This is a genomic window from Paenibacillus timonensis (assembly GCF_022427145.1).
GTDB lineage: Bacteria > Bacillota > Bacilli > Paenibacillales > Paenibacillaceae > Fontibacillus > Fontibacillus timonensis.
In genome coordinates this window covers 53,684-66,737 of record NZ_JAKSXN010000027.1, presented here as the reverse complement: position 1 = coordinate 66,737, position 13,054 = coordinate 53,684, and the positions used below count along the sequence as shown (strand labels likewise).

General features: G+C 45.4%; 11 protein-coding genes and 1 pseudogene. 3 read left to right on the top strand and 9 right to left on the bottom strand.

Annotated elements, in window-relative coordinates; all coding sequences use genetic code 11:
* Positions 1-49: 49 nt before the first annotated feature.
* The 7 genes from MJ257_RS12435 to MJ257_RS12405 form a co-directional block, all read right to left on the bottom strand.
* A complete protein-coding gene (locus MJ257_RS12435) occupies positions 50-700 on the bottom strand; it encodes a response regulator (RefSeq protein ID WP_240269559.1) in 651 nt (216 codons plus the stop codon).
* Complete coding sequence (locus tag MJ257_RS12430) at positions 697-1,893, bottom strand: sensor histidine kinase (RefSeq protein WP_240269558.1); 1,197 nt, start codon at positions 1,891-1,893, stop codon at positions 697-699. The genes MJ257_RS12435 and MJ257_RS12430 overlap by 4 nt, the downstream gene beginning before the upstream one ends.
* 70 nt (positions 1,894-1,963) lie before the next feature.
* Positions 1,964-3,298 (bottom strand): methyl-accepting chemotaxis protein, encoded by a 1,335-nt coding sequence (locus MJ257_RS12425; RefSeq protein ID WP_240269557.1) that lies wholly within the window; start codon positions 3,296-3,298, stop codon positions 1,964-1,966.
* 162 nt (positions 3,299-3,460) lie between these two features.
* Complete coding sequence (gene sigK / locus MJ257_RS12420) at positions 3,461-3,994, bottom strand: RNA polymerase sporulation sigma factor SigK (protein WP_240269556.1); 534 nt, start codon at positions 3,992-3,994, stop codon at positions 3,461-3,463.
* Entirely contained in the window at positions 3,948-5,591 is a 1,644-nt protein-coding gene (locus MJ257_RS12415; RefSeq protein WP_240269555.1) for a recombinase family protein, read from the bottom strand. The genes sigK and MJ257_RS12415 overlap by 47 nt, the downstream gene beginning before the upstream one ends.
* 269 nt (positions 5,592-5,860) lie before the next feature.
* Positions 5,861-6,628 carry a hypothetical protein gene (locus MJ257_RS12410; protein WP_240269554.1) on the bottom strand — a complete coding sequence of 256 codons (768 nt, stop codon included), beginning with the start codon at positions 6,626-6,628 and terminating at the stop codon, positions 5,861-5,863.
* A 34-nt stretch (positions 6,629-6,662) separates the two neighbouring features.
* Entirely contained in the window at positions 6,663-6,824 is a 162-nt protein-coding gene (locus tag MJ257_RS12405; RefSeq protein ID WP_240269551.1) for a hypothetical protein, read from the bottom strand.
* A 78-nt stretch (positions 6,825-6,902) separates the two neighbouring features.
* Here MJ257_RS12405 and MJ257_RS12400 point away from each other — a divergent pair, with 78 nt between their 5' ends.
* Genes MJ257_RS12400 through MJ257_RS12390 form a run of 3 tightly spaced genes read left to right on the top strand, consistent with a single transcriptional unit; the run spans position 6,903 to position 10,477 of the window.
* A complete protein-coding gene (locus tag MJ257_RS12400) occupies positions 6,903-8,399 on the top strand; it encodes a tyrosine-type recombinase/integrase (protein WP_240269549.1) in 1,497 nt (498 codons plus the stop codon).
* A gap of 12 nt (positions 8,400-8,411) precedes the next feature.
* A complete protein-coding gene (locus tag MJ257_RS12395) occupies positions 8,412-9,539 on the top strand; it encodes a tyrosine-type recombinase/integrase (protein WP_240269548.1) in 1,128 nt (375 codons plus the stop codon).
* On the top strand, positions 9,536-10,477 hold the full coding sequence (locus MJ257_RS12390; RefSeq protein WP_240269547.1) for a tyrosine-type recombinase/integrase: 942 nt from the start codon (positions 9,536-9,538) through the stop codon (positions 10,475-10,477). Before MJ257_RS12395 ends, MJ257_RS12390 begins: the two co-directional genes overlap by 4 nt.
* Before the next feature lie 304 nt (positions 10,478-10,781).
* Here MJ257_RS12390 and MJ257_RS12385 read toward each other — a convergent pair whose 3' ends face one another.
* Positions 10,782-12,275: a DUF2357 domain-containing protein gene (locus tag MJ257_RS12385; protein WP_240269546.1), complete on the bottom strand. Its 1,494-nt coding sequence runs from the start codon at positions 12,273-12,275 to the stop codon at positions 10,782-10,784.
* A gap of 55 nt (positions 12,276-12,330) precedes the next feature.
* Positions 12,331-12,885, bottom strand: a pseudogene (locus MJ257_RS25070) (DUF8727 domain-containing protein); the annotation flags it as partial.
* Positions 12,886-13,054: the final 169 nt, after the last annotated feature.

Below are 13,054 nucleotides of genomic sequence, written 5' to 3'. Positions count from 1 at the left end.
GCGCAAAAAAAGCATGCGAAACACTTCTTTCGCATGCTTTAAAAAAAATCTATATTTTCAATAGTCCGCGTTCCAAGGCGGTTGCTACCGCTTGAGAACGCGAATCAACGCCGAGTTTGTTGTAGATGCTCGTCAAATGGGCCTTCACCGTTCGCTCCGCGATACCGAGCTCAAAAGCGATTTCTTTGCTTTTGAATCCTCTGGCGACGCTTTGCAAAATATAGGTTTCTCTAGCGCTAAGCAAAGTGGCCTCCGTCTTAGATGAAGCCGGGGGCTTCTGCATTTTGGCGGCCATTACCCTCTCGAGGATATCCGCCGAGAGCAGGGTCTCTCCTCTTACTGCCGATTCGATGTTCCGGAATAGGTTCTCCCGGTTCGTATCCTTAAGCAGATACCCCTTCGCCCCGAGAGCCATGCCTCCGATCATGAGCTCGTCCTCGTTGTAGGTGGTCAGTATAATCACGGGAGTAGGATCGTTATTGTCCTTTAAGGCTTGGATCGTTTCAAGTCCGCCCATGACCGGCATATTTAAATCCATCAAAATGACATCCGGTTTTATGAATGCCAGCAGTTCCAAGGCTTCCTGACCATTCTTGGCCTCGCCCACAACCTGAAACTTGTCGCTTGTCTCCAGAATCAATTTAAGTCCCTCACGGACAACAAAATGGTCGTCCACAATCATGATTTTATAAGGATTCATTCATCTTCACCTTCGTTAAGCTGTATCGTGACCGAAATTGTTGTTCCTTCCCCGCCGCTGATCACCTTCATCTCCCCATCAATCAGCCTGGCCCGTTCCTGGATGCCCAAAAGCCCGTAATGTCCGGCATCCATCCCAATATTGCCCGTATTAAAACCAACGCCGTTGTCCCTGACTTCGATCCATAACCGTTTGGCGTCGCCATAGAAGGTTATCCATACCATGTGTGCTTGCGCGTGTCGGGCTATATTCGTCAACCCTTCTTTCACGATGTGCAAGCTGTGCTCCATGTACAACTGGGATAACCTCGTATTGATTCGGATATCGGTGATAACGGGAATCCCCGTCGCTTCCTCGAAACGTCGGACTTCATCTTCAAGCGCTTCTTTCAAGTTCATGTCTGGAGCCGACTTCAGCCGCAGATCATCAATAGCCCGCCGTGCTTCGGCCAATGTCCTGCGCGCCTGCTGCATAGATCGCTTGAGAATGGTATGCGCCCCCTCCGTATTGCCTTGCGTCATATGGGCATCTATTGCTTCCAACTGCATAATTAACCCGGCGACGCCTTGTGCAAGCGTGTCGTGCAAATCTCTGGCCATCCGCTGCCGTTCATTGGATAACGTCAATTCTTCCACCTTTCGGTGAGCCTCCTGCAAATCATGCAAAAAGCTCTGAATCCGCAATCGTTCATTGACCTGCCGAAAAAACAAAATGCCGTAAGCTACAACAATAATCAGCATTAACACGAATATCGGAAGAAAAACGAAAATCTCATCCAAATCATGAACGGTCAAGGCCGAATCAAAAAAGATGACGATGCTGATGAGGGAGACGAAAATGACTCTGTAGATACGAAAGGAAAAGCCGAGACTTTGAGCAATCAGTACAGGCAGCAGCCCGAGCAGCACAGCCTGATATCCTTGCGGCATAAGAATCGCACACAAAAAGACAAGAATCCCTTGTACCGTGAAATAGATCCAAAATTGCTTTTGTGTCACCCGGTATGAGTTCCAATGAAGAAGTACGTGGATCGTGAATAATCCGGTAAACACGATGCTCGGCAAGATCTGCGGCTCCCTTAGAAACTGAAGCACCACCGTTCCCACATAAACAAAAGAAACCCAAATCAGAATCGGGAGCCTGGAAGCAAACATCCCGTTGAACATCTCAAGTCCGGTCTTTTTGTCATTCAAAGACTCAGCCCCCTATCTCTTGATCCCATTAGATAAGATCTCGAATGCCATGAAGAGAACAAACCAAATCTTATAGTTTGAATTTTTGAATCGAGTTTCTTAATTGGTTAGACATCACGGTTTGGTCTTCCGTGAACCGGGAGGCATTTTGAATCACATGGTTAATCTCACCCAAACGGCCCTTGATAAGATTGGTATAATCTGAAGTTTGGGTGGAACGCTGGACAACCATGTCGATCACGGAGCTGATTTGCATGACCGAACCGTTCATGGCTGCCGTTGCCGCGTTGATATCTTCCGACATTGCATTCACAAGCTGGGCATCCTGTTGGTATTGTCTTCCGGTTTCAATCAACAACTCGTAATCGGCCTGTACATCCCGGTTGATGTAATGGAGTATATCCTGGGAACTCTCCGCAAGATATTCAAATGCTTCCCTGACTTGCGCAACCAAATGATCCACATCCGCTATCGCGGCTGCAGACTGGCCGGCCAGTTTCCTCACTTCATCTGCAACGACCTCAAAGCCCTTTCCGTTATCCCCGGCTCTTGCTGCTTCAATAGATGCGTTTAGGGCTAACAGGTTGGTTTGGGCAGCAATATCCCTAACACTGTAAGCGATCGTGTTGATTTCATCTATGACTTTCCCCGCATCCATCGCTTTTAGCAAATTCATTTGCTTATCCGTATATGTCATCTTCGACCGCTCCAAAGATTGGACTCCTTCCTTTTCCATACGGTCCGCTCTTTCTCTCATAGCCGCCGAGGTGGATAAAGAGGATTCCACCTTCTTTAATAATAATGCGTTTGTGTCATTGATCTCCGCAATGGATACATTCGCGGTTTCGGTCTCTTGGATCAAACGAAGCGCATCTTCCGCAAGGAGCGATGCCGTGGAATGAATGCTCTGAATGCTGTCTGCGGAGTTTCTGGTCGAATTTTGCAGTAACTCGCTAGTCGCGTGCAATTGGTTAAAAGCCGATTCGATTTCCGTAACCAGATTTCTAATGTTGGACGAGCTCTTAACCAAGGAGGAGCCCAGCCGGCCAATATCATCATTTCCTTTAAACTTCAAGGCAACCGATAGATCCCCATCGCCAAGCTTTCCCGTAAAAGCCGCCACGTTTAGAAGTCTTCTCAAAATAATGCGGTCATACAGCAATATTAGTATAAACACGGATATCAATATACTCAGGCCGGAAGAAACGAAAAAGCCAATATTCCCATCCATATAGCTCGTGTTCACACCTGCATCTGAAATCACCTGCCGCCCTTTATTCAAAGCGGAGTTCACCAGTTGGCCGATATTCGTACTAAAAATTTGGAGTAGAACGACCGGAAGAATGAGCTTGAATTTGATCGAGTCTAACGTCCAATGTCTCAGCTTGTCCAAAATTTGTTTCATATCGAACCCTCTTCCATTATCGGTATGTATCCATCGTCGTTTCATGAATTATAAATTGAATCGACTCTGCCGACATCGTCCGAAGGTGCATCTCAATCTGCCCTTTCGGGCAATCCGGATGGGGCGAAAACCAAAGAACCTGCGATCTGCAGGCTCTTTGGCTTATTTCTTCTTATAAAACTCATGATACAGTTTCATGAGCGCTCTTTTCTCGATCCGCGACACGTAACTCCGGCTGATGCCGAGCTCCTTGGCGATTTCGCGCTGGGTCCGTTCTTCTCCCCCATGCTCCAGCCCGAATCGTCCCTTGATGACTTCCTGCTCCCGTGCGTCCAGGATATCCAGGTTCCGATAAATTTTGCTCTTCTCCATCTTGAGCTGTACCCGGTCCACCACATCGTCCGCTTCCGTCCCCAAAATATCGATCAAGGTGATTTCATTGCCTTCTTTATCCGTTCCGATCGGATCATGCAGCGATACGTCCTTGCGCGTTTTCTTCAGCGATCTCAGATGCATGAGAATTTCGTTTTCAATGCAGCGGGCTGCAAAGGTCGCCAGCTTCGTCCCCTTATTCGGCCGGAAACTCTCGATGGCTTTGATCAAACCGATCGTCCCGATCGAGATCAGGTCCTCCAGATCTTCGCCGGTGTTATCGAATTTCTTGAGGTTGTGAACACGAAACGACGTCACCTTCATGCGGAATAAACGATTGGCGTTTCAACTCGTCAAGTGCCCCGACCGCTGTAATCTGTACTTCGTTCCCATCGTAGCGAATAATCACTTCATCCACCAAAGTCTCCACGATGTGCCGCTTCTCCTCAAGAGTAAGCTCGTCACCGGCGCTCTCTATGAAGCTTCGGACAGCCTGGGATACTTCTGCAATCCGGTTGGCCGATATTTCCTTCTCTGCTTGGTCGGACAACTGCCTTTCGTACCCGGCAAGCTCCTGCTCCAGCGACTTCAGACCTGTATTGATCTTTTTCATTTCGGAGAGCATCTCCTGCTCATCAATGACCTCTCGTTTGAACATGATTTTGATCTTTTCCTTCTCCTTTTCCTTCTGATCCAGTTGACGTCTGATATGGTCGGCGGCGGATTGAAGCTCCAGATTAATTTCATTGGCTTTGTTTTGCAGCCGCTTCATATAATCATCAGGATTAGACAGTGTCTCCAGAATCAGCTTCCAGACGTAATGGTCCAGCATATCGGCTCGTAACGTTTGAGTAGGGCACTTCTCAACCCCTTCACCGTACTTCTTGGGAAATAGATTCGGGCATCTGTAGCAGGTGTAACGGATCTTTTCTCCCGTCGCCTTATTTACCCGCCCCGTATAAGTTGTAGCTTGCCACATTCTTCCGCAATGGCCGCAGCGAATCATCGATTTCAACAAGTACTCATACTTTACATTTCCTGAGCGTTTCATATTTTTCTCTTTCTGCACCTGGGCTAATTCGAACAGATATGGGTCGATGATGCTTGGTACGGATACCTCGATCCAATCCTTCTCCTCGCGAAAAGCATAGGTTTTTCTCGGTGTACCGTTCTTGGTTTTCTCTCCGCGAATCTTCCGGGTTTCTCTCCGGTTGTAATAGAACTTCCCAATGTATACCTCTGAAGTAAGAACCCTTCGAATAGAACTGGCACTCCAATTCCGGCTTTCTCCTCGTTTGGGTACCGCCCCTAGGGAATAGAGGCGATCCCCGATTTCACGAAGCGTATAGTTGTCATGCACATACCACTGGTACATTTTACGGACAAATTCAGCTTCCTGCTCATTGATGATCAGGCTATTCGCTTGAAGGTCATATCCGTAGGGGGCCACACGCATGGGCATGATCTTCTTATCTTTCTCCACTGCTTTAAGCCTTCCGCGTACCGTCCGCTTCTTGATTAGAGACAACTCGTATTGCGCGATGGAACTCATCAGGTTGAAGAAAAGCTGTCCCTCCGGCGTATTCCGGTACTCCGTATCTACGAACACCAACTCGATATTGCTCCGCTCCAGCTCTCTGCAAAGAATTAATTTATCCGTTAAGTCCCGGGTCAAACGGTCGGGATGAGTAACAATCAAGCGACGGACCAGACCTTGCGCCACATCTTGCCTGAATTCATTCATCGCAGGCCGATCAATATCTTCTCCCGTGAATCCTTCCTCACGATACACCTTGATCATAGATTCGGGAATTCCCAAGTCCTTCGCTTTCCGCATACAGATTTCAACTTGGGCATCTAGGCTTGTGCCCTCTGAGGCTTGCATCCCAGTCGAAACCCGGGGATAGATGGCAGTATACATGGGGGTTCGCTCTGCTCCTTTCTTTCATTATTACTTTCCAGTATGGACAAAGAGAGAAACAAAAAAACCGGCTTATTCAGTCGGCTTTAGGATCAAACGCTTTAGGATGTAATCGATAACGGCATTTTTGGCTTCCGCGGCGGATAAGGTGTTTGAGACTTTAGCCGATTCACTGCATAAAGTATGAGGCACATATACGATTTTGATTGTCGGCATCCGCTCCATACTTTTCACCTCAATACACCTTATTCCGTCGGCAGATTGTCCTATCACAAGTGGAAATTGTTTTGGATATACTTGAACTCTGCTTCCATGACCCGGGCAATAGCTGAATCATCTTCAGCACCTATGAATGTCCAGTACCGGTACCCAGGTACAACGGATTGGGTAATGAAGCCAGTCCAAATGAAGGGCGTCGATTTTAGCCCGGACATGAGTTGGTCCAAACTCAATAAGTCAGCTTGATAAAGATCAACGACGATCACATCCGCTCGTGATTCCAAACGGATGTAACATTCTTGATCCGTGCTTGTCTGGATGGCATATCCATTCACTTGTCTATTTCGTTCTTCAGCCATTCTCAATAACGGGATCATGTCTTTCATATGAGTTAAAGCTATCCCGCTAAAATCATAATTTTTGAAGTTCCATCGCTCCACAACAGCCCCATCCTTATAAACCCAATCAAAAGGAACACGGTGGATGATTCCGAATTGGGCCAGCAGCTCGTTGCTAAATCTCCTTCTATACTTCACTGGATGGTATAGGTCAGAAATCGTTGAAGAAGATTCCGAAAAATCTCCCAGCAAGAGTGTTCTTAGCTCCACTGTCCCTAAGCCAAAAGCCTGAATCAATGCTTTCCGACGATAAGGCAAGGAGAGCTTTCGCAGCAGAATTCTGAAAATTAGAGGGTCTGTAGCTGCCAGTTGCTTAACCTCATACCAGTCTCTATCATGCCTGCTGATATAAGTAATTTCATCTATTTCATCACGGAGGAATTTATAAAGCCATTGTTGAAGATCATCCTTCTTCTTCAACCTAGGCTCTGCCCTCCATCATCTTAATCCCGATCTAGGCATCCATCGTCATCTCTCCACAAATGGAGCAGATTCTTGTTACTTCCGACCATAATCCTCGCGAAACCCAATAATCCAACGCGTTTTGCTCCAAATGTGGAGCACCAGGGACAGAAATTAAAGCAAATGATACCTTTACATCAATGATGAGCGTCACCAGACCCCACCTCCTTTCTAAGCAAAAACTGCGGTCTGAGCGGTCGAAGATAGAAACAGAATCTGAGGAGAGATGTAGATGGATAGCGATCAGGAAGTTAGGGATTTATTCAAATCAAATCATTGGAAGCAAAATGCGAAAACTATCTCGCCGAATGCTTCTTATGCGAACTCTACTTCGCAAGAATGTTTAGAATCCACCCCAACTGGCAATCATGATATTAAGAGCTTAAGTTGGAAGAAGGTGCTGTTGTTCTTGAATACTATGTATGCATTTCGTTGGCCTGAAGAGGATAAGTCAAATGTTTCTTTAGGCTCACATGGATTAAATGAATGGCTTTACAAAACTCAAGTTCAAAATCGAATTTTTGCACCTACAGTACTTGATTACCTGAATAAGAAATATTCTCTAAAATCAACCAGCTTTTTTTCATTAATTCAATACGCACTAGAGCTCATTGATTTTTATAAAACCCGCTATGGGCTTGATGCTCGATTCATACAAGATAAAGAATTAGCAAATAAAGATGCACTAATTAATTTCATTGAGCATTCTTCCTGCGATATCGTTCAACGCAACATGCTTCTAGCAATAGGTCGAAAATTAATATCTATTGAGTTTGACTTAAAAAAACCAATAAACGATTCTTCTACAGAAAAAAGGATGCAAGATATAAATCATCCCGCTATTACTACGCATATTAAAGAGTTACTCCGTTCAGGAGTTAAGGAAAAGACCGTTAACAGTAAATATAAAATGAGTTACTCTCTATTTTTAAACTGGTTGAATAAAACGTATGTTCAATTTCAGAATACCTCTTGCAACGAATTGCCGTTGTCTTTACTTACTGAAGAGCATCTACTCGAATTCAAGCAGTATTTACTCCGATTAGAAAAGAAGGGGGTTCATATCAAGCAAACGGTTAGCAATTGTTTTTACGATATCCGATTCCTACTAGCCAATCTCTACAAGATGGGCTGGCTTGCGAAAGACATTACATTGGATGTTACAGGAATCCCCTATGAGAGATACTATTATCGCGAGTTACCAACAGATGATGAACTCCATCGTTTTTCCCAAACTATTCAAGTTTATTCTGATCACCCCATATTGGAACTAGCAGCCTTTGGGTTGATGCTTTGTCTTGGTTTGCGAATTCACGAGGTTGCTAACATTCGCTTTAAAGATGTCAACATAGAGAATAGAACCCTTTCTGTCTTCGGAAAAAACGAGAAATCGGCCATTCTGCCATTACCTGACCCACTACTCAAATACTTTCAACAGCTTATTGCCAACAAAGGCCAGGATGCCCACGTGTTTGGAGACAACAATCAATCTACTATTCGTAGCTTGAGGGCTTTATACAAACTATATGCCTTTGTTGCTGGATGGAACTACCCGGGAGGTCCCCATTTACTTCGGCATACATTCATTAGCAGATTATCGGAACATTCGGATTGCCCACCACAGCTACTGATGTATCTAGCAAGACATGAAAGGCCGGAAAATACTGCCCGATACGTCCACCGAAACCACAAGCAATTACAAAATGCCATTAACAAAATCAAATTTTAAGGAGGTCCATCCATGCCAAAGGTAATCAGCGACACGAAATTTACCGAACTTAAAGAACAACTGAACCAGCTGCTATGCAACTATGGCCCAGAAAAAATGCGACAGGTAATGGAAACTTTCCCCGTTCAAGCACATCCCACACCGACTATTACCCCAGAAATGCGGGAGATTTCATTTCTCGAAGCCGTTGATGCTTTCTATCAAAGCAGCAAGTTTTCTGAATTTAGCCGGACCACGCAAACAACGTATCGGTCAGAGATGAAACTTTTCCAGCAACATGTGAAGGAAAAGTTTGGCGACGATCCGCAGTTTGAAAAGGTATCAAACGGCGAATTCTTGTCCGACTATATTAAGCTTAATGAGGATCCTAATACAAAAGCCAAGAAGTCTTCCTTTCTTCGAACCTTCATAAAGACCACATACAAAATATTCTTTGGTCATCAGGATCTCGGGGACTTGAAGACTATACTACGCGTTCGATGGTCAAACGATGACGCACCAAGAGCCTTTACTAAAGTGCAGATCGCGGAAATCTTGCAGATCGCTCAATCTCGTAACCACGATAGCCTTTACACTGCAATTATCTGGACTTTCCTTGGGAGTGGAATTCGCATAAACGAGCTCTGCCATCTAAGGATCGGTGATATCACTCCTGATACTCAAACAATCAAGGTAACACCCAAAGGGGCTGAGAATACCAAGAAAGTCCGAAAAATCAACGAGCTCGCCTTAATGATGCTCACAGATTTTATAGAGAAAAAATACAGTCGCGCTCGCGAGGTGATGCCAGATTCCGATTATCAAAGGCTCTATATCTTTTCAAGCACTGCCGGGGATAAACCCATCACATCTAGAGCCATTCAGCAATTTATGAAACGTATTATTCGCGAGTCTCGGTCGATAAAAGAGGAAGACAAAGATCGTTTAGGTCCTCACTCTTTTCGTCATTCTTTTGCCGTTCAAGGCCTTGAAGCAGGGATCGATATATACACCCTCTCAAAACTTCTAGGTCACGAGTCGATCGACAGCACGATGAAGTACTTGCGGCTTTTCGATGATCAACTTCGTGACGCCATTAATAAACACCCATTTGCCCAAGAGATTGTTCAAAAAATTAGAGAAAGGTTGGAGAACAAATGAAACGTTTGTTATTGGATTCCCCCTACTATGCCAACTGGAAAAAACATACCCATCTCAAGGATTCTGCAATTTACGCTTATAGTCGTCAGTTCATGAAATTTGAACAATATCTGAGCTTAGACTTTGAGGGAGAGCTGGATTTCGATAAATTTTATTATGATACTGTATCTGAGACTTACCGTCCGATCGATACTGAATGTATTGACGGTTATATCCAGTTTCTCAAGAAGAGGTATCAGGCAAGCAAGAATACTATTTTCAATAATATTGTTTACCTGAAACATTTTTTCACGTTACTTCACGGTCTTGGTATGATTAAACAGAACCCCATGAAAAACTTTCCGAATCCATACTATGAGCGCCGAATCATAGATCGTTCCCTCTCCATTGGTGAATGTCAGCGATTATTTCAAGTAGCGCTTAAAGCCGACCCATTTGTCCGGAAGTACTTCATCCTATTTTTGCTAATGACTACGACCGCTCTTCGAAACAGAGAGATCATACAGTTAACGCTTGAACAGATTGATTTTGAGCGTAGGGTTATTATGGTGAATAAAGGGCAGAAAACCACATCCGAAGTCGTTTACATGCCCGATTCCCTCGTTGATGAACTGGAACGTTATATTTATCATCCGGTTGTAGAAGGATGGCTGAAATCTGGGCATTCGGAGGTTTTCTTCGAGAATAATCGTCCATTATCCAAGGAAGCATTAAACCGAATCATCAAGAATTTTTGCCCAGAGGCCGGAAAACAAAAGAAAGTCACAGCCCATAGTTTTCGACATACCACGGCATACTTGATGCAAAAAAGTGGAATTGACATTATTTCCATTAAACGACAACTACGCCACAAGCAGCCGTCGACAACTTTGCGATATGTTCCTCCAGTTGACGCTGCCAAGCTGTTGAAGGACGCATGCTCAACTCTTATTGAATAACAACAAAAAGAACCCGAAGAAAGCAAATAAAACATGCTTTCATTCGGGTTCATGATTTGAACAATTTATAGTACACAAGGACACACTAGTCCTGTGGGTAATTAGTCTCCACATAGGGAATTCAATACCGTAAGCTCTCGGCTTGTGGATAGGTAGCCATCAGCTGTCCCGCGAGGACATGATTTGGGCTAGAGGATAGCCGCTCATTAAGCTTCCGTTGGGAACAGAAGCGATAGAAGGAATGACTACATTATAATTCTATTAAAGACTAAATTCAATATTCTTATGTTCCTGTTGTTCCTGTTTACATATCCATTTCCAGTAATATCTCAGCTAATTTGTTCTCCAACTCTTGACCATTCCCGCCAGGCTTTAGTCCATAAGCTCCCATCCGATACCGCTTCCGATATGCATCTCCAAATAGGTGCGAATTTTCCTCCCCAGGTGCCGGCGTGATGATATATACCTCTTCCACAACCCTGCTGCCGTCCGCTTTACTAACGATCCCATCCCGATACTTATGCATCTCGCCGAGTGCCATCGGAAGGTTATGGTCAAGACGGTATTTGGGGTCAAAAATAATTAGCTTCCCTTCTGATTCGAGCACAATATCGGGCTTCATTCCATGCGTGTACGTGACGAAATCCTGGGTAGCGCTTGTAAACCACCGCTGGTACGCAAGCGTCGCTCCGCCAACAAGCTTAACTCGACTCTCTTTCTTCTCGGACAAATTCAAGACAAGACCGTCCTGCTCCAGGGAAAACAGCTCGGAAGGATCCAGTAATGCCTCTATTTCCCGGAGAAACTTCACCATCCGCATGAAAACCCAGATTTCATATAAATGATACGTATCCTTCAACGGAATCGAGTGTTTGAGGCCGATCGAGTACTCCTTAAACTGATAAAGCTGATGAAACCAAGAAAACCAATTGCGATAGATCGGATGCTTGCGAAACGCTTGGGAAACCACAATCGGACCGACATGCGGCTGTATTTGACGCAAAAAGGCGGACCGAAGCCAATAGTGAATACGATTAAGATAATGCTCTGCTTTCAATCGTATGGCATCAACAGCTGAGGCTTGATATTCACGCAGAAGACGCTGTAATTCATGCAGCTGTCGTAGCAGGACTTGATTCTCATATACGTTGAAGGTATCTTCCCGTACACCGGTCCATAGGAGCTCCGGAACAGGAATCTCCGGACTCATGCCATTGCCGGAATGACGTTCCGACCAAGCGAGCAGGGCCGGCGTTACATGCTTCACATTTTCTCTGCGAATCCATAGATCCGTTGTTCTTAGCCTGCGAAGCGGTTCCGCTAGAATTTCTTTGAACGTTCGCTGCAGCCGATGGAAACTCCGATCGATATAATCCCACTGGGCCATGGATATTTTCCGCACAAACCCGCTGTTATCAAATCTCGATTGTGCACCGCAATGCTGAAAACAAGCCGCGGCTTCTGTAAGAATATCCGAAATCATCTGCCCAAAATCGTCTTCGGTTAACTTCCTTTTGTCCGAATACAGATAGGATTCTATGGTTATCCGCTCCACCTGCTCGATGGTGAATACCAGCATCCCAGACTGAAAAGGCGCCGCCCACTCGCCTTCCCAGCCAAAATCCGTAGAGACCATGGGCAATGGCATACCATTCAATAGAATTCGGAATGGAGCATGGTTCGTCATTCTCCAGCGATACGTTTTGGCTTCTTCGAAACGCATTTGCTCGATGGGAGTCCATATCCCCGTATCCGGGCAATAAAACTCAAGACTATCTCCAGAACTGGGCTGCACCATATCGATCCAGTTCTCCCTTCATACGCAGCAGGTGATGAAGCGACTCCGAACCGTCACCAAACCCCGTGCTTGTCCACTCAATTAAGTCAATAAGCAGGGAATCAATCCGTTCATCCCCGCGAATCTTCGGCAGCACCTTCTCCGCGATCACCCGATCCACGGCATCCTTCTTTTCCATCCGGATTTCCGGATCAAGCTCCACATTGGCGTAAAGTTTACGGAGCATCTCATTCATCGTTCGATACCCGAAATGAAGGTCATATCGTCTTAATTTACGATGGAGCTCCTGCAGCAGCTCCCATTCCTCCTGCAAGGCGGTCTTATACTTGGACTCTGCCTGTACCCAGAACTGATCCAGATCGACATCCGACAAGGTCATGACGAAGGCTCTGTCCAACACCTTATCCGAGATGCCGTGCGTGGTCTCATCCACGTTGATCGTGCCTATGACATACAGGTTGTGAGGGATTTGCAGCTCCTGCGGAACATCTGTAACATGGCTTTCCGTATGCAGTCGAATCGGTTGTCTCGATTCAATGGCACTTAAGTAGTCACTCAGATAATATTCGACGCGGGCCAAGTTCATCTCGTCCAGCACAACGAACATTGGTTTTCCTTCCTGGATGGCTTGAAGCACGGCGTTCAGGAAGGGCGTCCGAACATATCTTTTTTCCAGAGCGCTGTAATATCCGAATAAAGACGTCGAATCGGTCCAATCCGGCCGTACCGGAATGACTTTCAAATACGGATTCATCGCGTCGTATGTTTTGCCATACACA

What these genes read in the sequence shown, in the direction of transcription:
- MJ257_RS12435 (WP_240269559.1), bottom strand. Translation starts at nt 700, where the DNA reads ATGAATCCTTATAAAATCATGATTGTGGACGACCATTTTGTTGTCCGT.
- MJ257_RS12425 (WP_240269557.1), bottom strand. Translation starts at nt 3,298, where the DNA reads ATGAAACAAATTTTGGACAAGCTGAGACATTGGACGTTAGACTCGATC.
- sigK (WP_240269556.1), bottom strand. Translation starts at nt 3,994, where the DNA reads ATGAAGGTGACGTCGTTTCGTGTTCACAACCTCAAGAAATTCGATAAC.
- MJ257_RS12415 (WP_240269555.1), bottom strand. Translation starts at nt 5,591, where the DNA reads ATGTATACTGCCATCTATCCCCGGGTTTCGACTGGGATGCAAGCCTCA.
- MJ257_RS12400 (WP_240269549.1), top strand. Translation starts at nt 6,903, where the DNA reads ATGGATAGCGATCAGGAAGTTAGGGATTTATTCAAATCAAATCATTGG.
- MJ257_RS12395 (WP_240269548.1), top strand. Translation starts at nt 8,412, where the DNA reads ATGCCAAAGGTAATCAGCGACACGAAATTTACCGAACTTAAAGAACAA.
- MJ257_RS12390 (WP_240269547.1), top strand. Translation starts at nt 9,536, where the DNA reads ATGAAACGTTTGTTATTGGATTCCCCCTACTATGCCAACTGGAAAAAA.
- MJ257_RS12385 (WP_240269546.1), bottom strand. Translation starts at nt 12,275, where the DNA reads ATGGTGCAGCCCAGTTCTGGAGATAGTCTTGAGTTTTATTGCCCGGAT.